Raw genomic sequence first — 21,299 nt, 5'->3', positions numbered from 1 at the left:
GGCAGCAAAAGGGGACTGGGAAGGGAGGGTTGGGCGGACTTAAGTCCCGCTATGCCGGTAATGTCCGCAATAAGACGGGGATTCAGGAGAGGTGGGTCACATGGCGATCCGCGTGATGGTGGTCGACGACCAGAGCCTCATACGGTCGGGACTGGTGACCCTGCTCGCGAGCGCGCCCGACATCGAGGTGGTCGCCGAAGCCGCCGACGGGGCCGAGGCGGTGCCGCTGGCGCGCACGCACCGGCCGGACGTGGTGCTGATGGACCTGGTCATGACGAAGGTCGACGGCATGGAGGCCACCTTGCAGCTGCTGCGGCTACCGGAGCCGCCGCGCGTGCTCGTCCTCACCGGCTACACCGCGGACGACCTGGTGCTGGACGCGCTGCGGGCCGGAGCGGCCGGGTTCCTGCTGAAGGACCTGCGCCCCGAGGAGCTCTTCGCCGGCATCCGCACGGTCGCGGCGGGCGGCAGCGCCCTGGCTCCCGGGGTGATGCGGGTGCTGCTGGAGCGTGCCGACACCCGCACCGAGGCGCCCGACCACGCGGAGCAGCTCTCCACCCTGTCCCCCGGCGAGCGGGACGTCCTCGCGCTGGTCGGCGAGGGCCGGACGAACCTTCAGATAGCGCAGGCGCTGCACCTGTCCCCGGCGAGCGTGAAGACGTACGTCTCGCGGATCCTCACGCAGCTCGACCTCTCCAACCGGACCCAGGCCGCGATCCTCGCCTACGAGGCGGGGCTGGTCCGCGCCGCGTAACCGGGCGGGGCGGGGCGGACAATGGCGGCATGACGACGACTCCCCGCTCCCGGGCCCGGTCCTTCGACACCGCCGCCGCTCTGTACGCGGCACACAGGCCCGGCTATCCGGAGGCGCTGTACGACGCGGTCGAGGAGTTGGCCGGGCGCCGGTTCGCGGGGGCGCGGGTGGCCGACGTGGGGGCGGGCACCGGGATCGGCACGGCCCCGATGCGGGCCCGCGGGGCCGAGGTGGTGGCCGTCGAGCCCGGGGACGGGATGGCGGCGGAGTTCCGCGTCCGCAACCCCGGGATCCCGATCGTGCGCGGGGACGGGAACCGGCTGCCGCTGGCCGGGGCCCGCTTCGACCTCCTGACCTTCGCGCAGTCCTGGCACTGGACGGACCCGGAACGGGCTCTCCCCGAGGCCCGCCGGGTGCTGCGGCCCGGGGGCGCGCTCGCGATCTGGTGGAACGACCTGGACGGGTCGGCGGCCTGGGTCGCGGAGCAGAGCGCGCGGATCCACGCCTTCTTCGAGGCGGGCGGCCCGGGCGGCGGGGCCGGTGCGGTCGGCGGAGGCGGGGCGGACAGCGGCTTCCGTACGCTGCCGCGCGGGCTCGGCTCCGCCTTCGCCACCCGGTCGGTGGCCTGGTCCCGGCGGATCCCGCTCGAGGCGCACCTGGCGAACCTCTCCAGCCACTCCGCGTTCCTGATGCTGGGCGGGGCCGGCACGCAGGCCTTCCTCGACGCCGAGCGGGAGCGGCTGCGCCCGCTCTTCCCGGACGGAGTGGTGGAGGAGCCGTACGTGGTGAGCGTGAGCGTGGCCGTCGTCTGACCCCGCGATCCGACGCCATCATCCGAGACGGGACCGGGGCGGAGTGGACCCGTCCGCGCCGGGGCCCTGAGGCTGCTCCCATGAGCCCTTCTCCGCTGCCCGCGCCCGTCCGCGCCTTCTTCCTCGCCAACGAGGGCCTCGCCTTCCTGCTGGAGCTGCTGGCCCTGGGCCTGCTGGCCTGGTGGGGCTGGACCCGTGACATCGGGCGGCTGGGGTCGATCGCCCTGGCAGTGGCCGCGCCGGCCGCCGCCGCCGTGCTCTGGGGGATGTTCGCCGCGCCCAAGGCCCGGTACGCCGTCCCGCTCGCCGCGCAGCTCGGGGTGAAGGCGGTGGTGTTCGGCGCCGCCGCCCTCGCGCTGCTCGCGCTCGGGCAGCGGCTGCCGTCCCTGTGGTTCACGGTGATCGTGGTGGCGAACACTGCACTGGCGACGTACTACCGCACCCGCTCCTGAAGCACCGCCGCCCGGCACTGGGAGGGGCTCCCCCAGGCGTCGCGCAGCGGGCGTGCCTTGCGCAGCCACAGCGAGAGGTCGAGTTCCTCGGTGTAGCCGACGGCTCCGTGCAGCTGGAGCGCGGTCATGGCGGCCGCGTACGCCGCCTCGCCCGCGGTCAGCTTCGCCGCGGCGATCTCCCCGGGGGCCAGGGAGAGCGCGGCCGCCCACAGCAGCGGCCGGGCGAACTCCAGGCCCACCAGGGTGTCGGCGAGCCGGTGCTTCACCGCCTGGAAGCCGCCGATGGCCGTGCCGAACTGGGTGCGCTGCTTCGCGTACTCCACCGTGCGCGCGAGGAGTGCCTCGCCGGTGCCGAGGCACTGGGCGGCGGTGAGCAGCCGGGCCCAGTCCGCGGCGTCCCGGGCCGCCGCGGTGACCGCCGGGCCGGCGGCGAGGAGTTCGCCGCCGCCGTCCGGGAGGGCGAGGCGGCGGGCGGGGTCGGTGGAGGTGCGCAGCGGTCCGGCGCCGGGGGCCAGCCGGAGCTCCCCGGACGGGGACACCGTGAAGAGGTGGGTGGCCGCGTCGGCGTCCAGGGCGTACGGGCCCCCGCCGGGCAGGGTGAGGGTGGCCGGGGTCTCCCCCGCCGCGAGCCCGGGGAGGAACCGCTTGGCCAGTGCTTCGTCGCCGAGCCGGGTGAGGAGTACGGCGGCGGCGGCCGTCTCCACCACCGGGCCCGGGACCCCGGCCCGGCCCAGCTCCACGAACCCGGTCGCCAGTTCCAGGGGCATGAGGCCCATGCCCTCGTGGGCCTCGTCGGCCGCGAGGGCGAACAGTCCGGTGGCGGCGAGCCGCGACCACAGGACCCGGCCGGGGGCGTGGTCGCCCGCGCCCCAGGCCCGTACCGCCGCCGGGACCTCCGAGGCGGCGAGCAGGGTGCGCAGGGTGCGGGCGAAGTCCGTCTGTTCCTCGGACGGCAGGAAGCGCATCAGCGGCGGCCCTTCGGGAGGCCGAGCAGCCGCTCGGCGATGATGTCGCGCTGGATCTCGTTGGTCCCCGCGTAGATGGGGCCGGCGAGGGAGAAGATCCACGGCTCGGCCCATTCCCCGTCGGCGAGTTCCGCGTCGGGGCCCAGCAGGTCGAGGGCGCTCTCGTGCAGGGCGATGTCGTACTGGGACCAGAACACCTTGTTCAGGCTGGACTCGGCGCCGATCGTCTCCCCGGCGGCGAAGCGGGAGGCGTTGGCCCAGGTGAACAGCTGGTAGGCGCGGGCTCCGACGACCGCGTCGGCGACCCGGTCCCGCAGGGCGGTGTCGGCCGGGTCCCCGTGGCTCTGCCACAGGTCGACGAGGCGGTCGGCGGCGGCGAGGAAGCGGCCGGGGGCGCGCAGGGTGAGCCCGCGCTCGTTGCCGGTGGTGGACATGGCGATCCGCCAGCCCTGTCCGGGCTCCCCGATGACGTCCGCGTCGGGGACGAAGACCTCGTCGAGGAAGAGTTCCGCGAAGGCGGGCTTGCCGTCGAGGCGGCCGATGGGCCGCACGGTGACCCCGGGGGCGCGCAGGTCGAACATCAGGTAGGTGAGGCCCTGGTGGGGTTTGGGGGTGTCGGGGTCGGTGCGGAAGATACCGAAGGCGCGGTCGGCGAAGGCGGCCCGCGAGGACCAGGTCTTCTGCCCGGTCAGCAGCCAGCCGCCTTCGGTGCGCACGGCCCGGGAGGTGAGGGAGGCGAGGTCGGAGCCGGCTTCGGGCTCGGACCAGGCCTGGGCCCAGATCACCTCGCCGCTGGCCATGGAGGGCAGGACGCGGGCGCGCTGTTCGTCCGTGGCGTGGTCGAAGAGGGTGGGGGCGAGCAGGTTGATGCCGTTCTGCGAGACCCGGCCGGGCGCGCCGGCCGCCCAGTACTCCTCCTCGAAGACCAGCCAGCGCTCGATGTCGACGCCGCGGCCGCCGTACTCCTCGGGCCAGGACACCACCGACCAGCGGGCGGAGTGCAGGAGCGCCTCCCATTCCCGGTGGGCGGCGAAGCCCTCGCGGGTCTCCAACGAGGGCAGGGGGGTGGCGGGAACGTGGGCGGCGAGCCAGTCGCGCGCCTCGGCCCGGAAGGCCTCCACGTCCGCCGAGTGGTCGAGGTCCATCAGCTGTTCGCCTCCTTCATCTTCATCGCGGCGATGTTCATGCCGCCGAGTGAGTCCGCCGCGGTCTCGGCGTTGTGGGCGTGCGCGAGGTGGTGCAGGCCGAAGACGGAGTCCATGCCGGTGTGCAGGCCCTGGAGGTCCTCGGCCTGGTTGACGGCCCGCTTGGTGAGGGCGAGTCCGAAGGAGGGCATCTCGGCGATCCGCAGGGCGAGCCGGTCGGTGGCCTCCTCCAGTTCGGCCCGCTCGACGACCCGGTTGACCATGCCGATCTCGTACGCCCGGCGGGCGGGCATCCGGTCGCCGGTGTAGAGGAACTCCTTGGCGATGCGCGGGGGCATGGCCCACGGGTGGGCGAAGTACTCGACGCCCGGGATGCCCATGCGGACGACGGGGTCGGCGAAGAAGGCGTCCTCACTGGCCACGATGAGGTCGCAGACCCAGGCGAGCATCAGCCCGCCGGCCACGCAGGCTCCGTGGACGGAGGCGATGACGGGCTTGGGCAGTTCGCGCCAGCGCCGGCACATGCCGAGGTAGACCTCGGATTCGCGGGCGAAGCGGGATTCGGCGCCGGAGCGCTGGGAGTGGTCCCACCACAGACCGGCCCGGCGTTCGAAGGGCAGGTGCGCGTCGCGCTCCGGGGTGCCGATGTCGTGGCCCGCCGAGAAGTGCTCGCCGGCCCCGGCCAGGACGACCACCTTGACCGCGGGATCGTCCGCGGCCCGGTAGAAGGCGTCGTCGAGGGCGTAGGTCATCGCGCTGTTCTGGGCGTTGCGGTACCGGGGGCGGTTCATGGTCACGTACGCGACCGGGCCGCGGCGCTCGTAGAGCACGGGGGTTTCGTCGGACATCTCTCCGGGCATCGCTGCATCCTTCCCTAACAAGTGTTTGGTAGGTTAACGTACGGCCATGAGCAGCGTCGAGGAGTTCCGCACCGAGGTTCGGAGTTGGCTACGGGCCCACCTCACCGGCGAGTTCGCCGCCCTCAAGGGCCGCGGCGGACCCGGCCGGGAGCACGAGGCCTTCGCCGAACGCCTCGCCTGGGAACGGCACATGGCGGCGCACGGCTGGACCTGCGTGGGCTGGCCCGTGGAGTACGGCGGCCGCGGCGCGAGCACCGCGCAGCAGATCGCCTTCCACGAGGAGTACGCGCTGGCCGACGCGCCCGCGCGCGTGAACCACATAGGCGAGCAGCTCCTCGGCCCCACCCTCATCGCCCACGGCACCGAGGAGCAGCGGCGCCGCTTCCTGCCGCCCATCCGGGCCGTGGAGGAGCTGTGGTGCCAGGGCTACAGCGAGCCCGACGCCGGCTCGGACCTGGCGGGCATCCGCACCCGGGCCGCCCTGGTGGACGGCGCGTGGGTGGTGGACGGCCAGAAGACCTGGACCTCCCTGGCGCACGAGGCCCAGTGGTGCTTCGTCGTCGCCCGCACCGAGCCGGGCTCCCGCCGGCACGCGGGGCTGTCCTACCTCCTGGTCCCGATGGACCAGCCCGGGGTGGAGGTCCGGCCCATCGTGCAGCTGACCGGGACCTCCGAGTTCAACGAGGTCTTCTTCGACGGGGCCCGCACCGACGCCGCCCACCTCGTCGGCGCGCCCGGCGAGGGCTGGGCCGTCGCCATGGCCACCCTGGGCTTCGAGCGCGGCGTCTCCACCCTCGGCCAGCAGGTCGGCTTCCGCCGCGAACTCGAAGACCTGGCCGCGCTGGCGAAGCGCAACGGGGCGATGGCCGATCCGCTGATCCGCGACCGGCTCGTCCGGGCCTGGATCGGGCTGGAGACCATGCGCGCCTCCGCACTGCGGCCCGGGGTCGCCCCGTCCACGGCCAAGCTGTACTGGGCCCGCTGGCACCGCGATCTCGGCGAGCTCGCCATGGACGTCTGCGGAGCCGCCTCGCTCCTCGCGGCCGGGGCGCACGGGGATCCGTACGACCTCGACGACTGGCAGCGGCTCTTCCTCTTCTCCCGCGCCGACACGATCTACGCGGGCTCCGACGAGATCCAGCGCACCATCGTCGCCGAGCGCATCCTCGGCCTTCCCAAGGAGGTACGCGCGTGAACCCGACCGGCAACGCACCCGAGTACGTGGCCGGGCACGGCCTGCTGACCGGACGGACCGCCGTGATCACCGCGGCCGCCGGGGCCGGGATCGGCGGGGCCACCGCCCGCCGGTTCCTGGAGGAGGGCGCCCGGGTCCTCATCGGCGACGCGCACGCCCGCCGCCTCAAGGAGAGCGAGGAGGCGCTGGCCGCGGAGTTCGGCGCGGACCGGGTCGCCTCCCTGCCCTGCGACGTCACCGACGAGGAGCAGGTGGGCGCCTTCTTCGCGCTCGCCGAACGGCTCCACGGTCGCCTCGACCTCGTCGTCAACAACGCCGGGCTCGGCGGCACGGCGAACCTCGTCGACATGACCGACGAGCAGTGGTCCCGCGTCCTCGACGTCACCCTGAACGGCACCTTCCGCTGCACCCGCGCCGCGATGCGGGCGATGCAGGCCTCCGGAACGGGCGGGGTGATCGTCAACAACGCCTCCGTCATCGGCTGGCGCGCCCAGACCGGGCAGGCCCACTACGCCGCCGCCAAGGCCGGGGTGATGGCGCTGACCCGCTGCGCGGCGCTGGAGGCCGCGGAGTTCGGCGTACGCATCAACGCGGTCGCGCCGAGCCTGGCCATGCACCCGCACCTGGTGAAGGTCACCAGCGAGGAGCTGCTCACCGAACTCACCGCCCGCGAGGCCTTCGGCCGGTACGCCGAACCCTGGGAGGTGGCCAACGTCATCGTCTTCCTGGCCAGCGGCTACTCGTCGTACATGACGGGCGAGACCGTGTCGGTCAGCAGTCAGCACGCGTAGGCCCAGAATGGCCCCGTGCCAACGAACAAGAAGAAGCCCCAGGTGACCGCGTCGCCCGAGCGCCGCCGCGAACTCCTCGACACCGCCGCCGAGGTGTTCGCCGCGCAGGGCTACAACGCCACCACCGTCCGCAAGATCGCCGACGCCGCCGGCATGCTCGCCGGCAGCCTCTACTACCACTTCGATTCCAAGGAATCGATGCTCGACGAGATCCTCTCCGCCTTCCTGACCGAGCTGTGGGACGGCTACGACACCGTGCTCGCCGCCGGTCTCGGGCCCAGGGAGACCATCGAGGCCCTCGTCACCGAATCGTTCCGGGAGATCGACCGGCACCGCGCCGCGGTCGCCATCTACCAGAAGGAGTCCCGGACCCTGTCGGTCCAGCCCCGCTTCCACTACCTCTCCGACTCGCAGGTCAAGTTCGAGAAGGCGTGGCTCGGGACGCTGGAGCGCGGGGTCGCGGACGGGGTCTTCCGCGCCGACCTGGACATCCGCCTCACCTACCGCTTCGTGCGCGACACGGTGTGGGTGGCGGCGTCCTGGTACCGGCCGGGCGGCCAGCACAGCCCGGAGGAGATCGCCCGCCAGTACCTGTCGATGGTCCTGGACGGGATCGCCACACGCACGTAATCCCGTACATCCCCGGCACCTGCCCGATGCCTGGATATCCCTGAGGAGTTCCGATGCCCGAGGCCTACATAGTCGAAGCGGTCCGCACCCCCGTGGGGCGGCGCAAGGGGGGCCTGTCCGAGGTCCACCCCGCAGACCTGGGGGCGCACGTCCTCAAAGCCCTCGTCGAACGGTCCGGGATCGACCCGTCGGCCGTGGAGGACGTGGTCTTCGGCTGCCTCGACACGGTGGGGCCGCAGGCCGGCGACATCGCCCGGACGGCCTGGCTGGCGGCCGGACTCCCCGAGGAGGTCCCGGGCGTCACCATCGACCGCCAGTGCGGCTCCTCGCAGCAGGCCGTGCACTTCGCGGCGCAGGGCGTCATGTCCGGCACCCAGGACCTGGTGGTCGCGGGCGGCACCCAGAACATGTCGATGATCCCGATCGCCTTCGCCTCGCGGCAGGCGGCGGAGCCGCTGGGCTTCACCGAGGGCCCCTACCTGGGCTCGGCCGGGTGGCGGGCCCGGTACGGGGACTCCCCCGTCAACCAGTTCTACGGGGCCCAGCTGATCGCCGAGAAGTGGGGCATCTCCCGCCTCGACATGGAGGAGTTCGCCCTGCGCTCCCACCAGCGGGCGCTGCGCGCGATCGACGAGGGCCGCTTCGAGCGCGAGATCGTCCCGTACGGCGAGGTGTCGGTGGACGAGGGCCCGCGCCGCGACACCACCCTGGAGAAGATGGCCGGCCTGAAGCCGGTCATGGAGGGCGGCACGATCACGGCGGCCGTCTCCTCCCAGGTCTCGGACGGCGCGGCGGCGATGCTCCTGGCCTCGGAGCGGGCGGTACGGGAACACGGGCTGCGCCCGCGGGCCCGCATCCACCACCTGTCGGTCCGCGGCGAGGACCCGATCCGCATGCTGTCGGCGCCGATCCCGGCGACGGCGTACGCCCTGAAGAAGACGGGCATGTCCCTCGCCGACATCGACCTGGTCGAGATCAACGAGGCGTTCGCGCCGGTGGCCCTGGCCTGGCTGAAGGAGACGGGCGCGGACCCGGAGCGGGTCAACGTCAACGGCGGCGCGATCGCCCTGGGCCACCCCCTGGGCGCGACCGGCGTCAAGCTGATGACGACCCTGCTGCACGAACTGGAGCGCACGGGCGGCCGCTTCGGCCTCCAGACCATGTGCGAGGGCGGCGGCCAGGCCAACGTCACCATCATCGAGCGCCTCTGACCCGCGGCGGGTCCGGCTCCCCGGGGCGGTGCCCCGGGGAGCCGTTCTCGCCGTCCGCCTTTACGGCCTGCCGACCGGCCCATGGTGTTTCCTGGGCCCAGTCGAGAAAAGTTCGGAGGCCCCCATGGGCGACACGGCCCACGAGCGGGCAGCAGTCAAGCGGCGCCCCTTCTGGAAGGAGCTGCCGCTGCTCGTCGCCGTCGCCCTGGTGGTGGCGTTCCTGATCAAGACCTTCCTGTTCCAGGCGTTCTCGATCCCTTCCCTCTCGATGCAGAACACCCTCCAGCGCGGGGACCGGGTCCTGGTCGACAAGCTCACGCCCTGGTTCGGCGCCGAGCCGGAGCGCGGCGAGGTCGTCGTCTTCCACGACCCGAGCGACTGGCTGGACGGCGAGCCCGTCCCGGAGCGCAACGCCGTCCAGAACTTCTTCTCCACCATCGGCCTGATGCCTTCGGCCGACGAGAAGGACCTGATCAAGCGGGTCATCGCGGTCGGCGGCGACACGGTGGAATGCCGCGGGACCGGACCGGTCGAGGTCAACGGCAAGGCCCTGGACGAGCCGTACATCTTCCCCGGGAACACCCCCTGCGGCGACAAGCCGTTCGGCCCGGTGACCGTGCCCAAGGGGAAGCTCTGGGTCATGGGCGACCACCGCCAGAAGTCCTCCGACTCCCGCTACCACATGGACGACCCGAAGACCCACGGCTTCGTACCGGTCGATGAGGTCGTCGGCCGCGCCGTCGTCGTCGCCTGGCCCCTCACCCGCTGGTCGACCCTGCCGGTCCCGGACACCTTCGGGCAGCCGGGAATCAGCGGTGGAACTCCCTGACCACCTCGATGCGGCCCACGATGTGCGTGCTTGACGTTGAGGCGGGCGGCCGCGGCGCCGGCCGGCGGTTTCAGGGGGCCGGGCGGTGGGAGAGGCGGGTCAGGGAGACCGTTTGGGTCAGGGCGAGGGCTCCGGTCAGGGCCTGCCAGAGCAGCGGGTCGGGGGCGTCCAGGACCCGGGCGCCGGACAGGGCGATCGCCACCGCGCCGAGCGCGAGCACGATGCGGTGGACGAAGCCGGCGTCGGTGCCGTGCGGCAGTCCGGAGACGAGGGCGACCAGGGCGAGCAGGATCGGCAGCCAGTGCGGCTGGGAGCCGCGCAGGAGCAGGGCGGCGGCGAACTCCGCTGCGAGGGCTAGGGAGTTGCGCGCCAGGGCCCCCGGGACCGATATCGACATGCGCACATCATGCCGGGGATATTCGCGTGCGCGTCATGCGGGGTTGCTCCTAGGATCCGGAACAAGGGCTGGGTCGTAGCACAGAGGTAGTGCGCCTACACAGCATGGAGGAGGACGCCGGTTCGAATCCGGCCGCCCAGCCCCCTCTACTTCGCGGCCGTCGCCGCCACCCACGCCCCCGCCGCCTCGATCGCCGCCCGCGCGGCGGGGAGCGGCATGCCGAGGAAGCCGTGGAAGACGCCGGGGACCAGGTGGATCCCGCAGTCGACTCCCGCCCCGCCGAGCCGGCGCCCGTACGCCAGGCCCTCGTCCCGCAGGACGTCGCAGTCGGCCAGGACCAGCAGGGTGCGGGGCTGCCCCGAGAGGTCGGGGGCCCGGAGCGGGGAGACGTGGGGGTGGGCCGGGTCTCCGCCGTACTGGTCCCAGTACCAGGCCATGTGGGCCGCGGTGTGGAAGTGGCCCTCCGCGAACTCGGCCACGGAGGGGTGTTCCATCGAGGCGTCCAGCGCCGGGTAGAACAGCAGCTGCCCGGCGATCAGCCCCGGGGCCCGCAGGGCCGTCACCGCCGCGAGGTTGCCTCCGCTGGAGTCCCCGGCGACGACCAGCCGCGCGGGGTCGCAGCCCAGTCCGGCCGCCCGCGCCCGGGCCCACAGCAGCACCGTCAGCGCATCGTCGGGCGCCGCCGGCCACGGGTGTTCGGGGGCGAGGCGGTACTCCGCGGAGACCACCACCGCCCCCGAGGCCAGGGCCAGGTCCCGGCACAGCGCGTCGTGGGTGTCCAGGCCGCACATCACCCAGCCCCCGCCGTGGAGGAACACCGTGAGGGGCCGGCCCTCGGCACCCGGCGCCGGGTCGTAGATGCGGACGGGGACCCCGTCGGCGACCGCGTCCCGGACCGAGGCCACCTCCGGGCCCCTGCGCGGGGCTGCGGACGCCACCGCCCGCAGGGCCGCCGCGTCCCCCGGGCCGGGGAAGACGGCCGCCAGCGCGTCGCACAGCCCGCGGGCCGCCGGGGAGAGCCGGTCGGTCCCGCTCATCGCGCCGTCATCCCGCCGTCGACGGTGAACTCCGCGCCCGTGATGTACGAGGAGCCGTCGGAGCAGAGGAAGAGGACCAGTTCCCCGACCTCCTCCGGCCGGCCGATCCGCCCCAGCGGCAGGTGCGACCAGTCCCGCCCCGCGACGGCCTCGCTGACCATCGGGGTGTCGATCGCCCCCGGATGCACGGAGTTGATCCTGATCCGGTCCCCCGCCAGGTCCAGGGCCGCCGACTTCGTCAGCCCGCGCAGGGCGAACTTGCTCGATCCGTACGCCGCGTGGCCCGGGATGCCGACCAGTCCGGCCGTGGAGGAGACGTTGACGATGGAGCCCCCTCCTCCGGCGCGCAGCACCGGGGCCACCGCCTGGATGCCGAGGAACGGCCCGAGCAGGTTGACCCGGAGCAGGGCTTCGAAGTCTTCGAGGCCCTGGCGCTCGACGTGGGCCGTGCGCCACAGCGCCGCGTTGTTGACCAGGGCGGAGACCGTGCCGAAGGCGCGTACGGCCTCGCGCACCACCTCCGCCCAGCTGTCGGCGTCGGCCACGTCGTGGCGTACGTAGAGCCCCTGGTCGCCGAGCGAGGCGGCGACCGCGCGGCCCTCCTCCTCCCGGATGTCGGTGACCACGACCCGCGCTCCGGCCTCGGCGCAGAGCCGGGCCTCAGCCTCGCCCTGGCCGCGTCCGGCGCCGGTGATGACGACGACCTTGCCGTCGAGACGGACGCTCACTGGTCAGCCCTCCAGGGCGCGGAAGTGCGGGATGACCGTCTCGCCCCACTGGCGGATGGTCTCCATGCAGGCCTCCTGCGGAACGGTGCCCATCTGGATCAGGCACATGACCTCGTCGACGCCGATCTCGCGCAGCTGCTCGACGTAGGCGATGGCGGTCTGGGCGTTGCCGTAGGCATGCTCGGCGTTGTAGGTGCCGGTGTCTATGGGGCGGGCCGGAATGTTCGCGTCGTGGAGCTTGGCGACCAGCTCCTCGCGGCCCTTCGCCAGCGCGGCCACGTGCTCCTCGGCGGTCTCGTCCTCGGACCAGCCGGTGGGCTCGGGGGCGTTGCCGTACCAGTGGGCGATGGACTCGGCGAAGAAGCGCTGGCCGCGGGTGCCCAGGCGCAGGGCGCGTTCGGCGTCGTCGAGGACGATGGTGGGGCAGAGCGCGGAGAGGTGGTCGTTGACCTCGGTGGAGACGAAGCGGTCGCCGCTGCGGGTGGCGATGGCCTCGTCGTAGACCTTGCGCATGGTGCGGACGTCGTCGGCTCCGGCGAAGCCCATCACGAGGGCTCCGATGCCCAGTTCGGCGGCGAGCTTGAGGGTGTCGTGCTTGGAGCAGGCCATGAAGAGCGGCGGGTGCGGGTCCTGGACCGGCCGGGGCAGGATCGCGCCGGGGCCGATGTCGATGGAGCCGTGCCATTCGAACTTCTCCTCGCGCCACGCGGAGGAGAAGATCCGCAGCGCCTCTTCCATCTGCGGGTAGGTGTCCTCGGGGCGGACCCCGTACATGGACATCTCCTGGCGGGTGGCCCCGCGGCCGGCGCCGATGTCCACGCGGCCGCCGGAGAGCACGTCGAGCATGGCGGCGCGTTCGGCGACGCGCACGGGGTGCTGGTAGCCGAAGGGCATGGTGACGACGCCGTGGCCGATGCGGATCTTCTCGGTCCGGGCGGCGACCCAGGTCAGGAAGATCTCGGAGGCGCTCATGTGGGCGTACTGGGTGAGGGCGTGGTGTTCCACGGCCCAGATCCGGTCGAAGCCCATCTCCTCGGCGAACACGGCCTGTTCGACGCAGTCGTGGATGACCTGGCGCTCGCGTTCGGGCGTCGGGTCGACGAGCTGCGCCTCGAAGATCATCGAGAACTTCACGGTACCTCCGTTATTTCGAATAGGAATACTTCTAGCAGGCATACCCCTCCGGGGGAAGGGGCGCCGCGAAGACCGGTCGTAGACTGCGCTGCGTGACCAACGAGGCGGCAGAAGAGACGAACGGGCGCACGCTCCCCGCGACCAGCTGGGCGGTGCTCGGGCTGCTCTCCTTCGGGGAGGAGCTCTCCGGCTACGACCTCAAGAAGTGGTCGGACTGGTCACTGCGCTTCTTCTACTGGAGCCCGTCCTTCAGTCAGATCTACAGCGAGCTCAAGCGGCTGGAGAAGGCCGGCTACGCCTCTTCGCGGATGGTCGCCCAGGAGACCGGCTCCCGCGACAAGCGGGTGTACCGGATCACGGACGAGGGCATGACGGCCGTACGGCGCTGGGCGCGCGAGGCGCCCGTCGACCCGCCGGTGCTCAAGCACGGGCCGATGCTGCGGCTGTGGCTCGGCCACCTGCTGGAGCCGGAGCAGATGCGCGAAGTCCTCGTACAGCACCAGGAGTTCGCGGAGAAGATGCGGCGGCGCGCGGTGGCCGACGCGGACGGGGCCCGGGAAGAGGCCTCGTGGGCCTACCCGACCCTCACCCTCAAGTGGGCGGAGCGGTACTACGCCTCCGAGCGGGACCTCGCGGCCGCCATGCTCGACGACATCGCGGAGCTGGAGAAGGCGCGCGGGTCGGCCTCCGCCCCGGCTCCGGGCGAGCCCGGCAACCGCCCGTAGGTGCGCCGGAAGTAGAGCAGCGGCGCGCCCTCGCGGTGGGCCGTCAGGGCGGTGACCCGGCCCAGGGCGATGGCGTGGTCGCCGCCGTCCAGGACGGCCTCCAGATCGCACTCGACGGTGGCGAGGACCCCCTCCAGCAGGGGGGCGCCGTTGGAGCCGGCCCGCCAGGGGACTCCGGCGAACTTGTCGCCCCCGGTGACGGCGAAGCCGCGGCACAGCTCCTGCTGGTCGGCGGCGAGGATGTTGACCGCGAAGGCTCCGGCCGCCTGGATCCGGGGCCAGGTGGTGGACGTGCGCGCCGGGCAGAAGCAGACCAGCGGCGGATCCAGGGACACGGACGAGAAGGACTGGACGGCCATCCCGACGGGACGGCCGTCGGCTCCGCGCGCCGTGATGACGGCGACGCCGGTGCAGAAGCTGGACAGGACCGACTTCATGTCGGACGAGGCTGCCTCGCTCATGAGAACCCTCCCTGATTATTTCTACTAGGTATATGCCTAACCGAAACACCTGTGATTGGATACCGCCCACGCTCGCTCGTCAAGTAGGGAGGGTCCCCGATGCCACCGCCCCCGCCTCAGCCGCCCGCCACGCTCGCCCGGCTCCCCGAGTACGCCGCCGCCGCGTACGGGGAACTCGAGGCGCTCGCCGACGGGGAGGTCCGCTGGACCTTCGCCCGCCTCGCCGCCGAGATCTCCGCCGCCGCCCGCGCCGCCATCGCCCACGGCATCCGCCCCGGCGACCGGGTCGCGGTCTGGGCCCCCAACAGCCGCCACTGGATCACCGCCGCCCTCGGCGCGGTCGGCGCCGGAGCGGTCCTCGTGCCGGTCAACACCCGCTACAAGCCCGCCGAGGCCGCCGACATCATCCGGCGCAGCGGGGCCCGCGTGCTGCTCACCGAGCGCGGGTTCCTCGGTACCGACTACGTCCGTGACCTGCACGCCTCCGGCGAGGACCTCGGGGCGCTCGCCTCGACGGTGATCCTGCGCGACGGGCGCGAGGAGGGCACGGGCACCGGCCCCGACGCGCCGCCCGGCACCGTCTCCTGGGAGGCGTACCTGCGCGCCGGCGAGGCCGTCCCCGACGCCGAGCGGGCCGCGCGCGCGGCCGCCGTGCGCCCCGGGGACCTCAGCGACATCCTCTACACCTCGGGCACCACCGGACGGTCCAAGGGGGTCATGACCACACACGGCCAGACCCTCCGGCTCTACGCCTCCTGGTCCGGCCTGGTCACCCTGCGCCCCGGCGACCGGTACCTGCTGGTCAACCCCTTCTTCCACACCTTCGGCTACAAGGCCGGGGTGCTCGCCTGCCTGCTGCGCGGGGTCACCATGCTCCCCGAAGCCGTCTACGACACCGACCGCATCCTGCACCGCATGGCCGCCGAGCGCGTCACCTGTCTGATGGGCCCGCCGACGGTCTTCCACGGCCTGATCCGCCACCCGGCGCGGGCCGCGCACGACCTGTCCGCGCTGCGCCTGGCCGGCACCGGAGCCGCCTCGGTGCCCACCTCCCTCGTCGAGGAGATCCGCACCGAACTGGGGGCGCCCGACGTGTTCACCGCGTACGGGCTCACCGAGTCCGGCGGGGTCGTGTCCGTCTGCCCCACCGACGCCGACGCCCGGACCCTCGCGCACACCGTCGGCCTGCCGCTGCCGGACACCGAGGTACGGATCTGCGACCCGCTCGGCGCCGTGCTGCCCGCCGGGGAGCCGGGCGAGGTGCAGGTCCGCGGCTACCACGTCACCCCGGGCTACCTGGACGACCCGGCGAGCACCGCCGAAGCCGTGCTGCCCGGCGGCTGGCTGCGCACCGGGGACATCGGCGTGCTCGACGGACGCGGCTACCTCTCCATCACCGACCGGCTGAAGGACATGTACGTGGTCGGCGGCTTCAACGCCTATCCGGCCGAGGTGGAGAACGTGCTGCTGACCCACCCGGCCATCACCGACGCGGCGGTCGTCGGCGCCCCCGACGAGCGGCTCGGCGAGGTCGGGGTGGCCTACGTCGTCACCACCGGGCCGGTCACCCCGGAGGAGCTGACCGCCTGGACCCGGGAACGGCTGGCCAACTTCAAGGTGCCGAGGCGCTTCACCGTGCTGCCGGAGCTCCCGCGCAACGCGGGCGGCAAGCTGCTGAAGACGGAGCTGCGCCGCACGGCGCGAGGGGAGTCGGCGTGAGGACGCTGGAGCTGACCCGGGAGCAGGAGGAACTCCGGGACGCGGTACGGGCGGTCCTGGACCGCCACCCCGGCCACGCGGCCTGGGCTCCGCTGACGGCCCAGATCGGCGCGGCCGCGCTGGCGGTCCCCGAGGAGTACGGCGGACTCGGCTGCGGGCCGGCCGAAGTCGGGGTGGTGATGGCGGAGTTGGGGCGGGCGCTGAGCCCCGTACCGTACCTGGGCTCGGCGGTGCTGACCGTGGCGGCCCTGCTGGCGTCCGGTGACCGGGAGGCCTGCGCGAAGCACCTGCCGCAGCTGGCGGAGGGCACGGTCGTCGGCGCCCTGGCCTGGGCGGAGGCTCCGGACGGACCGTCGGGCGGGGGCTGGGAGGCCGGCGACCTGTCGGCCCGGGCCGAACCCGGGCCCGTGGGGCCCGACTGGCTGCTCACGGGCACCAAGCGGTACGTCCTGGCGGGCCCGGCCGAGCCGTCCCTGCTGCTGGCGTTCGCCCGGATGGATGGCGGCCTCGACGCACCCCTCGGGCTGTTCGAACTCCTCGCCCCTCCCGCGGCCTTCACCGTACGGTCCACCATGGACCTCACCCGCCCCCTCGCGGAGCTGACCCTGGACCGGACCCCGGCCCGGCTGCTCTCGGCCGACGGCACCGGGGTGCTCGCCCGGGTCCGGGACCTGGCCTGCACGGCGCTCGCCGCCGAACAGGTGGGAGCGGCGGCGCGGGCACTGGAGGCGACGGTCCGGTACGCGAAGGAGCGGGTGCAGTTCGGGCGGCCCATCGGCTCCTTCCAGGCGGTGAAGCACCGGCTCGCCGATCTGCACACCGCGGTGGAGGGCGCCCGCTCGCTGGCCCTCGCGGCGGCCGCCTCCGATGCGGCCCCGGAGCAGGCGGCCGCCGCCAAGTCGGCCTGCTCGGAGGCCGGTGCGTACGTGGCGGGCGAGATGATCCAGCTGCACGGCGGCATCGGCATCACCTGGGAGCACGAGGCGCACGCGTACTTCAAGCGGGCCCACGGCTCGGCCCAGCTCTTCGGCTCCCCCGCCGTGCACCGCGAACGGCTGGCGGCCGGGCTGGGGTTCCTCCCGGCCTGACGGCCCGCGAACCGGCGGGCGCTCCCGTACCCTCGGGCCCATGACGGGCAGTGCGATAGACCTCCGGAAGATCGAAGAGACCGCCCCGGCGCTGGTGAGCCTGTACAAGAGCGCCGGGACCTCGCTGCGCACCCACGGCCTGGAGGGCGGACGGGCCGCGGTGTACCTGGTCCTCGACTACTCGGGCTCGATGCGCCCGTACTACAACGACGGCAGCGTGCAGGCCCTCGCCGACGTGGTGCTGGGGCTCTCCGCGCATTTCGATGACGACGCCCGCGTGCCGGTCGTGTTCTTCTCCACCGAGGTCGACGCGGTCGAGGAGATCTCCCTGGCCGGTCACGAGGGGCGGGTCACCGCGATCGCTGCGGGCCTCGGGCACATGGGCAAGACGGTCTACCACGCGGCGATGGACGCGGTGATCGACCACTACCTGGACTCGGGGTCCGCCCTCCCCGCGCTCGTGGTCTTCCAGACCGACGGCGGCCCGATCAACAAGCTCGCCGCCGAGAAGTACCTGTGCAAGGCGGCCCGGCTGCCGCTCTTCTGGCAGTTCATCGGCTTCGGCAACACGCGCAGCACACAGTTCGACTTCCTGCGACGGCTGGACGAACTGCCCGTCCCGGACAAGCGGGTGGTGGACAACGCCGGCTACTTCCACGCCGGCCCCGACCCCAGGACGGTCCCGGACGCCCAGCTCTACGACCGCCTGGTCGGCGAGTTCCCGGCATGGCTGGCCGCCGCCCGGGCGGCGGGAATCGTGCGCGCCTGACCGGCGGGCATCGCCGCCCCGCGCTTTGATGGACGTATGACGACGAACAACTGGGCCGTATTCGAAAAGGCGGAACCGGACTTCGCGGCGGCCGTCAAGGCCCGCTTCGCACAGTTCCCGCACCACGTCCTCGCGACCCTGCGCAAGGACGGCTCCCCCCGCGCGACCGGACTCAATGTCGACATCCGCGGCGGTGAGCTGTGGCTCGGCATGATGCCGGGTTCCATGAAGGGGAAGGACCTGCGGCGCGATCCCCGCTTCGCCCTGCACACCAACCCGGGCGCGGGCGAGACCATGCCCGACGGGGACGTACGGATCTCCGGGCGGGCGGTGGAGATCGTGGAGCAGCCCGAGCTCCACCGGTACGCGGAGGAGGCCGAGGAGAACGACACCCCGCACCCCTTCGACCTGTTCCGCGCCGATCTGACGGAGGTGGTCCACGTCGGGGTCGAGGGAGACGACCTGGTGGTCCGCTCGTGGACCCCGGAGCAGGGGCTGCGCACCCTGCGCCGGGGCAACGACGACGAGCCGGCCCGCGAGGAGCCGGCGGCGGGCTGAGCTAGACCCCGGCCGGGGCCTTCGCCGGGACCACCGCGGGCGCCTTGGCGGGCGCCTTGGCCGGAACCTTTGCGGGCGCCTTGGCCGGGGACTTCGCGGGAGCCTTCTTGGCCTTGCCCGGGGCCTTCGGCACCTTCGGAGCCTTCACCGGGGTCTGGGCGCCGACGTCCAGCCAGCTCCGGTCGATGTTGAGCGTCACGTCCCCGTACGTGGCGTCGTGGTCCCCCCGGAACTGGTGGGCCCGGCGGCCCCCCGTCCACTGGACCGTACCGGCGGGCAGCCCCAGGTCGGCGTCGGTGACCGAGGCCGCGCCGTTCCAGCGGGCCACCCACAGCACGTCGGGCATGGCCTCCGGGGCCTGGGCGTAGTGGGCGCTCAGCGCCTTGGCCCCGGAGCTCGCCGAGACGTAGGCCCCGGACGCGTAGCCCAGTTCGCGCAGCCGGACCGTCCAGGCCGTGAGGTAGGCGACGACCGGGGCGTCCCAGGTGGCCCGGTCCGAGTAGTTCTCCAGGTCGTTGTAGAGGACCGTGCCCTCGGCCATGCCCAGAGCCGCGGCCGCGTGGGCCGCGCCCTCGGCTTCGGCCCGGCCCTGCTCGTTGGCCTCCGAGGGGTCGGTGGAGAGTCCGGTGGAAGAGCTGTTCCAGGGCTGGGGGCCGACCCAGATCGGCATGAGGTGCCAGCCCGCCGCGGCCTGCCGGCTCACCCATCCGGCGGTGAGCTGCGGCTGGGCGCAGGCGCGGGCGCGGCCGCCGATGTAGACGCCGACGGCGCCGAAGGGCGAGTCGGCCCGCCAGGCGTCCATGGTGCGCTGGGTGGGGGCCGTGCAGGCGTCGAACCCCTCGCCGGTGAAGGGTGCCTGGACGGTGGTACGGGGACCCGGGCCGGGGGCGCCGACCGGGTCGACGGGGCCCGGGCCGGGGGCGGCCGGGGGTGTGAGGGCGCGGGCCCGGGTGAGGACCGAGCGGACGGCCTCGGGGGTGGACCCGTAGGAGACGGTGGCCATCAGTCCGGCGCGGCGCAGGGCGTAGCGGATCTCGTTGCTGTCGCCCCGGACCTTGGGCAGGGGGTCGCCCCCGTCGCCTCCGACGGTGGGGATGTCGGCGCGCGGCGGGGCTCCGTGGAGCGGCTCCAGGTGCAGGGTGTCGGAGCGGCGTGCGGCGGCGCGGGCGGCTCCGCATTCGCTCTGGGTGCCGGCGTGCCCGAGGTAGAGGGCGGGCCGGTCGAGGCGCAGGCAGGCGTCGGGGTTCCGCTCGAGGTCGACGATCCGCCAGTCGGCGGGGACGGTGAGGCGCAGCCCGCGGTAGTCCACGGTCCGGTCGTCCGCGGCCGGGGCTCCGAGGGGGACGGGGGCCAGCAGCGCGGCGCCCAGCAGGCAGCTCAACAGCGTGTGGGAGGGGAGCATGTGACCCACTGTTACCAGAACGCCCGCACCATCCCGCAGAGACACGAGACCCCGCCCCCACCTGTTGACGGGACGGCCGCACGACACGGCCCCGGGCGGGGCTCGATGTGACGCGCGGCAGCGTCCGCCGGTGGGGCCGGATCTTCCGGGTGTCGGCCTGCACATGCAGGCTGACGCCGGCCGAATTCCAGCCCCTCCGGCGTTTGAGGAGCGGGGGTCCGGGGGCTGGCCCCCGGCGACGGCGCCGCGCGCGACCGGGGGCAGCCGCCGGGCAATCGGGGCTACTCCGCCTGCTCCTGGAAGGCCGGCAGGGCGAAGATCCGTTCCTTCCCCGTCTCCTCCATCAGCTCGACGAGCGGCAGCACCAGCTCCCACAGGTCCTGCTTGTCGACCTCGCGCACGAGCCCGTCGAGCTCTCCGTCGCCCAGCCCGGCCGCGGCGTCCGCCACCACCTTGCGCGCCTCCTCGGGCAGGACGCCGACCAGCGGCAGGAAGGCTCCCCACAGTGCGGTCGCCACGACGGCCCGTACCACTCCGGCCAGCACGAGCGGGTCCCGCAGGGACTCCAGCCGGGCCACCGCGAGCCGGTCCTCCTCGCCGAGCAGCGCCACGAGCGGGAGCAGCGACTCCCACAGACCCTGCGCATGCGTCACCCGTACGAGCGAGTCGAGCGCGGCCGCGTCCAGGCGGGCGGTGAGCTCGGCGATCCGCAGCCGCTGGTCGCCGCCGACCATCGCGGCGACTCCGAGGGCCTCCTCCCACAGCCCCTCGGCGGCAGCGGCCCGTACGACCGCGCCGAGCCGCTCGTCGCCCATGAGCTCCAGGATCCGGGGCAGCCGCTCGGGCAGGTCCACGTAGAAGCCGGCGCGCAGCACCGACACGTCGTCGACCTGGTCGAGGATCCGGCTGAGCACCTGGTCCCGCATGTGGCCGACGAACCGGCCCATGGTGAGGTGGTCGCGGCTCTCGGCGAGGGTGGTGGCGATGCGTACGACCAGCCCCTCGTCGAGCCGGTCCACGATCCCGGAGATCCTCCGGGGGTCGAGGTGCCCGCAGGCCTCTGCGGTGAAGGAGACCGGCAGCTTCTCGATGATGGCGGCGGCCCGGCCCGCCTCCAGCCGGCCGGCCACGCCGGCGGCCAGCCGGGGGCCGAGCGCCTTCTGCGAGATCGCGGCCGCCACCCCGGCCGGCACCAGCTTGGTCGCGGCGGCGATCCGGTCGAGCATGTCGGGCGCGCCGTCGTTCAGCACGCCGCTGACCTGCTCGCGGAACGCCCGTACGTCCTCGTCGGGCAGCCCGCGCAGGAAGCCGAGCTCCCCGGGGTCGGCGCCCACCAGCCGGGCGATCTTCTCCACTTCGGCGCGGCTCACCGGAACAGCACCTTGCGCACGGCCCCGCGGGCGAGGGCGGGGACCAGCCCCAGCGCCTCCTCTGCGGCCTGGTTCAGCCCCTCGGCCTGCCGCGCCCGCTCCGCCCGGAGCGCCTCGGCGAGCCGTACGAGCTCCCCGGCATCCAGCTCCGCGAAGGAGGCGGGCGGCCGGGCGCCCCCCAACTCCCCGCCCAAACGGCCCATTTCCTCATCTGTACGCACGGGACGACCTCCCACACCAGAGACGACACGACGGCTCGCGTCGAGC

General features: G+C 73.4%; 24 protein-coding genes and 1 tRNA gene. 14 read left to right on the top strand and 11 right to left on the bottom strand.

Features of this window, described 5'->3' with window-relative positions; translation table 11 throughout:
* The first annotated feature begins 100 nt into the window (after positions 1–100).
* From NLX94_RS17085 to NLX94_RS17075, 3 genes are all read left to right on the top strand, one after another.
* The gene (locus tag NLX94_RS17085) at positions 101–754 is read left to right on the top strand and encodes a response regulator transcription factor (RefSeq protein WP_254383673.1); all 654 of its coding nucleotides are present in this window, start codon (positions 101–103) and stop codon (positions 752–754) included.
* Between the two features lie 29 nt (positions 755–783).
* A complete protein-coding gene (locus tag NLX94_RS17080; RefSeq protein WP_254383672.1) occupies positions 784–1,566 on the top strand; it encodes a class I SAM-dependent methyltransferase in 783 nt (260 codons plus the stop codon).
* Positions 1,567–1,646: 80 nt separating this feature from the next.
* On the top strand, positions 1,647–2,018 hold the full coding sequence (locus NLX94_RS17075; protein ID WP_254383671.1) for a YrdB family protein: 372 nt from the start codon (positions 1,647–1,649) through the stop codon (positions 2,016–2,018).
* Here NLX94_RS17075 and NLX94_RS17070 read toward each other — a convergent pair.
* Genes NLX94_RS17070 through NLX94_RS17060 form a run of 3 tightly spaced genes read right to left on the bottom strand, consistent with a single transcriptional unit; the run spans position 2,000 to position 4,988 of the window.
* A complete protein-coding gene (locus NLX94_RS17070; protein ID WP_254383670.1) occupies positions 2,000–2,983 on the bottom strand; it encodes an acyl-CoA dehydrogenase family protein in 984 nt (327 codons plus the stop codon). The genes NLX94_RS17075 and NLX94_RS17070 overlap by 19 nt on opposite strands.
* Entirely contained in the window at positions 2,983–4,128 is a 1,146-nt protein-coding gene (locus NLX94_RS17065; RefSeq protein WP_254383669.1) for an acyl-CoA dehydrogenase family protein, read from the bottom strand. The genes NLX94_RS17070 and NLX94_RS17065 overlap by 1 nt, the downstream gene beginning before the upstream one ends.
* Positions 4,128–4,988: an enoyl-CoA hydratase gene (locus NLX94_RS17060; RefSeq protein WP_254383668.1), complete on the bottom strand. Its 861-nt coding sequence runs from the start codon at positions 4,986–4,988 to the stop codon at positions 4,128–4,130. Before NLX94_RS17060 ends, NLX94_RS17065 begins: the two co-directional genes overlap by 1 nt.
* Positions 4,989–5,034: 46 nt before the next feature.
* On the opposite strand from NLX94_RS17060, the gene NLX94_RS17055 reads away from it, so the two are divergent.
* The 5 genes from NLX94_RS17055 to lepB all read left to right on the top strand — a co-directional run bounded on the left by NLX94_RS17055 (position 5,035) and on the right by lepB (position 9,644).
* Entirely contained in the window at positions 5,035–6,183 is a 1,149-nt protein-coding gene (locus NLX94_RS17055) for an acyl-CoA dehydrogenase family protein (RefSeq protein ID WP_254383667.1), read from the top strand.
* A complete protein-coding gene (locus tag NLX94_RS17050) occupies positions 6,180–6,974 on the top strand; it encodes an SDR family oxidoreductase (protein WP_254383665.1) in 795 nt (264 codons plus the stop codon). Before NLX94_RS17055 ends, NLX94_RS17050 begins: the two co-directional genes overlap by 4 nt.
* A 15-nt stretch (positions 6,975–6,989) precedes the next feature.
* Positions 6,990–7,604: a TetR/AcrR family transcriptional regulator gene (locus NLX94_RS17045; protein ID WP_254383663.1), complete on the top strand. Its 615-nt coding sequence runs from the start codon at positions 6,990–6,992 to the stop codon at positions 7,602–7,604.
* Between the two features lie 53 nt (positions 7,605–7,657).
* Positions 7,658–8,815, top strand: coding sequence for an acetyl-CoA C-acetyltransferase (locus tag NLX94_RS17040; protein WP_254383661.1), 1,158 nt, complete (start codon positions 7,658–7,660; stop codon positions 8,813–8,815).
* Between the two features lie 124 nt (positions 8,816–8,939).
* On the top strand, positions 8,940–9,644 hold the full coding sequence (gene lepB / locus NLX94_RS17035) for a signal peptidase I (protein ID WP_254383659.1): 705 nt from the start codon (positions 8,940–8,942) through the stop codon (positions 9,642–9,644).
* Positions 9,645–9,714: 70 nt separating this feature from the next.
* Here lepB and NLX94_RS17030 read toward each other — a convergent pair whose 3' ends face one another.
* Positions 9,715–10,041, bottom strand: a complete 327-nt coding sequence (locus tag NLX94_RS17030; protein WP_254383657.1) for a hypothetical protein — start codon at positions 10,039–10,041, stop codon at positions 9,715–9,717.
* 67 nt (positions 10,042–10,108) lie between these two features.
* On the opposite strand from NLX94_RS17030, the gene NLX94_RS17025 reads away from it, so the two are divergent.
* Positions 10,109–10,183, top strand: a tRNA-Ala gene (locus NLX94_RS17025).
* 4 nt (positions 10,184–10,187) lie between these two features.
* On the opposite strand, the gene NLX94_RS17020 is transcribed toward NLX94_RS17025, so the two are convergent.
* From NLX94_RS17020 to NLX94_RS17010, 3 genes are read right to left on the bottom strand one after another with little or no spacing between them, the layout of a single operon-like run.
* Positions 10,188–11,078: an alpha/beta hydrolase gene (locus NLX94_RS17020; protein WP_254383656.1), complete on the bottom strand. Its 891-nt coding sequence runs from the start codon at positions 11,076–11,078 to the stop codon at positions 10,188–10,190.
* The gene (locus tag NLX94_RS17015; RefSeq protein ID WP_254383654.1) at positions 11,075–11,806 is read right to left on the bottom strand and encodes a glucose 1-dehydrogenase; all 732 of its coding nucleotides are present in this window, start codon (positions 11,804–11,806) and stop codon (positions 11,075–11,077) included. Before NLX94_RS17015 ends, NLX94_RS17020 begins: the two co-directional genes overlap by 4 nt.
* A gap of 3 nt (positions 11,807–11,809) precedes the next feature.
* Positions 11,810–12,940, bottom strand: coding sequence for an LLM class flavin-dependent oxidoreductase (locus NLX94_RS17010; RefSeq protein WP_254383653.1), 1,131 nt, complete (start codon positions 12,938–12,940; stop codon positions 11,810–11,812).
* Between the two features lie 83 nt (positions 12,941–13,023).
* On the opposite strand from NLX94_RS17010, the gene NLX94_RS17005 reads away from it, so the two are divergent.
* Entirely contained in the window at positions 13,024–13,665 is a 642-nt protein-coding gene (locus NLX94_RS17005; RefSeq protein WP_374683978.1) for a helix-turn-helix transcriptional regulator, read from the top strand.
* Here the strand turns inward: NLX94_RS17005 and NLX94_RS17000 are convergent.
* Entirely contained in the window at positions 13,551–14,126 is a 576-nt protein-coding gene (locus NLX94_RS17000) for a flavin reductase family protein (protein ID WP_254383651.1), read from the bottom strand. The genes NLX94_RS17005 and NLX94_RS17000 overlap by 115 nt on opposite strands.
* Positions 14,127–14,225: 99 nt before the next feature.
* Between NLX94_RS17000 and NLX94_RS16995 the strand changes: the two genes are divergently transcribed.
* Genes NLX94_RS16995 through NLX94_RS16980 form a run of 4 tightly spaced genes read left to right on the top strand, consistent with a single transcriptional unit; the run spans position 14,226 to position 18,260 of the window.
* The gene (locus NLX94_RS16995) at positions 14,226–15,845 is read left to right on the top strand and encodes a FadD3 family acyl-CoA ligase (RefSeq protein WP_254383650.1); all 1,620 of its coding nucleotides are present in this window, start codon (positions 14,226–14,228) and stop codon (positions 15,843–15,845) included.
* Positions 15,842–16,933 (top strand): acyl-CoA dehydrogenase family protein, encoded by a 1,092-nt coding sequence (locus tag NLX94_RS16990; RefSeq protein WP_308402438.1) that lies wholly within the window; start codon positions 15,842–15,844, stop codon positions 16,931–16,933. The genes NLX94_RS16995 and NLX94_RS16990 overlap by 4 nt, the downstream gene beginning before the upstream one ends.
* A 40-nt stretch (positions 16,934–16,973) precedes the next feature.
* On the top strand, positions 16,974–17,702 hold the full coding sequence (locus tag NLX94_RS16985) for a VWA domain-containing protein (RefSeq protein WP_254383649.1): 729 nt from the start codon (positions 16,974–16,976) through the stop codon (positions 17,700–17,702).
* A 36-nt stretch (positions 17,703–17,738) separates the two neighbouring features.
* Complete coding sequence (locus NLX94_RS16980) at positions 17,739–18,260, top strand: pyridoxamine 5'-phosphate oxidase family protein (RefSeq protein ID WP_254383648.1); 522 nt, start codon at positions 17,739–17,741, stop codon at positions 18,258–18,260.
* Position 18,261: 1 nt separating this feature from the next.
* Here the strand turns inward: NLX94_RS16980 and NLX94_RS38960 are convergent, their stop codons facing one another.
* The 3 genes from NLX94_RS38960 to NLX94_RS16965 form a co-directional block, all read right to left on the bottom strand.
* Positions 18,262–19,662, bottom strand: a complete 1,401-nt coding sequence (locus NLX94_RS38960; RefSeq protein WP_302169650.1) for a DUF1906 domain-containing protein — start codon at positions 19,660–19,662, stop codon at positions 18,262–18,264.
* Positions 19,663–19,943: 281 nt separating this feature from the next.
* Complete coding sequence (locus tag NLX94_RS16970) at positions 19,944–21,032, bottom strand: hypothetical protein (protein ID WP_254383647.1); 1,089 nt, start codon at positions 21,030–21,032, stop codon at positions 19,944–19,946.
* Positions 21,029–21,253, bottom strand: coding sequence for a hypothetical protein (locus tag NLX94_RS16965; protein WP_254383645.1), 225 nt, complete (start codon positions 21,251–21,253; stop codon positions 21,029–21,031). Before NLX94_RS16965 ends, NLX94_RS16970 begins: the two co-directional genes overlap by 4 nt.
* Positions 21,254–21,299: the final 46 nt, after the last annotated feature.

Origin of the sequence: Streptomyces sp. TBY4 (assembly GCF_024213195.1) — a bacterium.
Lineage (GTDB): Bacteria > Actinomycetota > Actinomycetes > Streptomycetales > Streptomycetaceae > Streptomyces.
This window is presented reverse-complemented; position numbering and strand designations above follow the sequence as displayed.

What these genes read in the sequence shown, in the direction of transcription:
- NLX94_RS17055 (WP_254383667.1), top strand. Translation starts at nt 5,035, where the DNA reads ATGAGCAGCGTCGAGGAGTTCCGCACCGAGGTTCGGAGTTGGCTACGG.
- NLX94_RS17030 (WP_254383657.1), bottom strand. Translation starts at nt 10,041, where the DNA reads ATGTCGATATCGGTCCCGGGGGCCCTGGCGCGCAACTCCCTAGCCCTC.
- NLX94_RS17075 (WP_254383671.1), top strand. Translation starts at nt 1,647, where the DNA reads ATGAGCCCTTCTCCGCTGCCCGCGCCCGTCCGCGCCTTCTTCCTCGCC.
- NLX94_RS17000 (WP_254383651.1), bottom strand. Translation starts at nt 14,126, where the DNA reads ATGAGCGAGGCAGCCTCGTCCGACATGAAGTCGGTCCTGTCCAGCTTC.
- NLX94_RS17060 (WP_254383668.1), bottom strand. Translation starts at nt 4,988, where the DNA reads ATGCCCGGAGAGATGTCCGACGAAACCCCCGTGCTCTACGAGCGCCGC.
- NLX94_RS16980 (WP_254383648.1), top strand. Translation starts at nt 17,739, where the DNA reads ATGACGACGAACAACTGGGCCGTATTCGAAAAGGCGGAACCGGACTTC.
- NLX94_RS38960 (WP_302169650.1), bottom strand. Translation starts at nt 19,662, where the DNA reads ATGCTCCCCTCCCACACGCTGTTGAGCTGCCTGCTGGGCGCCGCGCTG.
- NLX94_RS16985 (WP_254383649.1), top strand. Translation starts at nt 16,974, where the DNA reads ATGACGGGCAGTGCGATAGACCTCCGGAAGATCGAAGAGACCGCCCCG.
- NLX94_RS17080 (WP_254383672.1), top strand. Translation starts at nt 784, where the DNA reads ATGACGACGACTCCCCGCTCCCGGGCCCGGTCCTTCGACACCGCCGCC.
- NLX94_RS17040 (WP_254383661.1), top strand. Translation starts at nt 7,658, where the DNA reads ATGCCCGAGGCCTACATAGTCGAAGCGGTCCGCACCCCCGTGGGGCGG.
- NLX94_RS17065 (WP_254383669.1), bottom strand. Translation starts at nt 4,128, where the DNA reads ATGGACCTCGACCACTCGGCGGACGTGGAGGCCTTCCGGGCCGAGGCG.
- lepB (WP_254383659.1), top strand. Translation starts at nt 8,940, where the DNA reads ATGGGCGACACGGCCCACGAGCGGGCAGCAGTCAAGCGGCGCCCCTTC.
- NLX94_RS17020 (WP_254383656.1), bottom strand. Translation starts at nt 11,078, where the DNA reads ATGAGCGGGACCGACCGGCTCTCCCCGGCGGCCCGCGGGCTGTGCGAC.
- NLX94_RS17085 (WP_254383673.1), top strand. Translation starts at nt 101, where the DNA reads ATGGCGATCCGCGTGATGGTGGTCGACGACCAGAGCCTCATACGGTCG.
- NLX94_RS16995 (WP_254383650.1), top strand. Translation starts at nt 14,226, where the DNA reads ATGCCACCGCCCCCGCCTCAGCCGCCCGCCACGCTCGCCCGGCTCCCC.
- NLX94_RS17070 (WP_254383670.1), bottom strand. Translation starts at nt 2,983, where the DNA reads ATGCGCTTCCTGCCGTCCGAGGAACAGACGGACTTCGCCCGCACCCTG.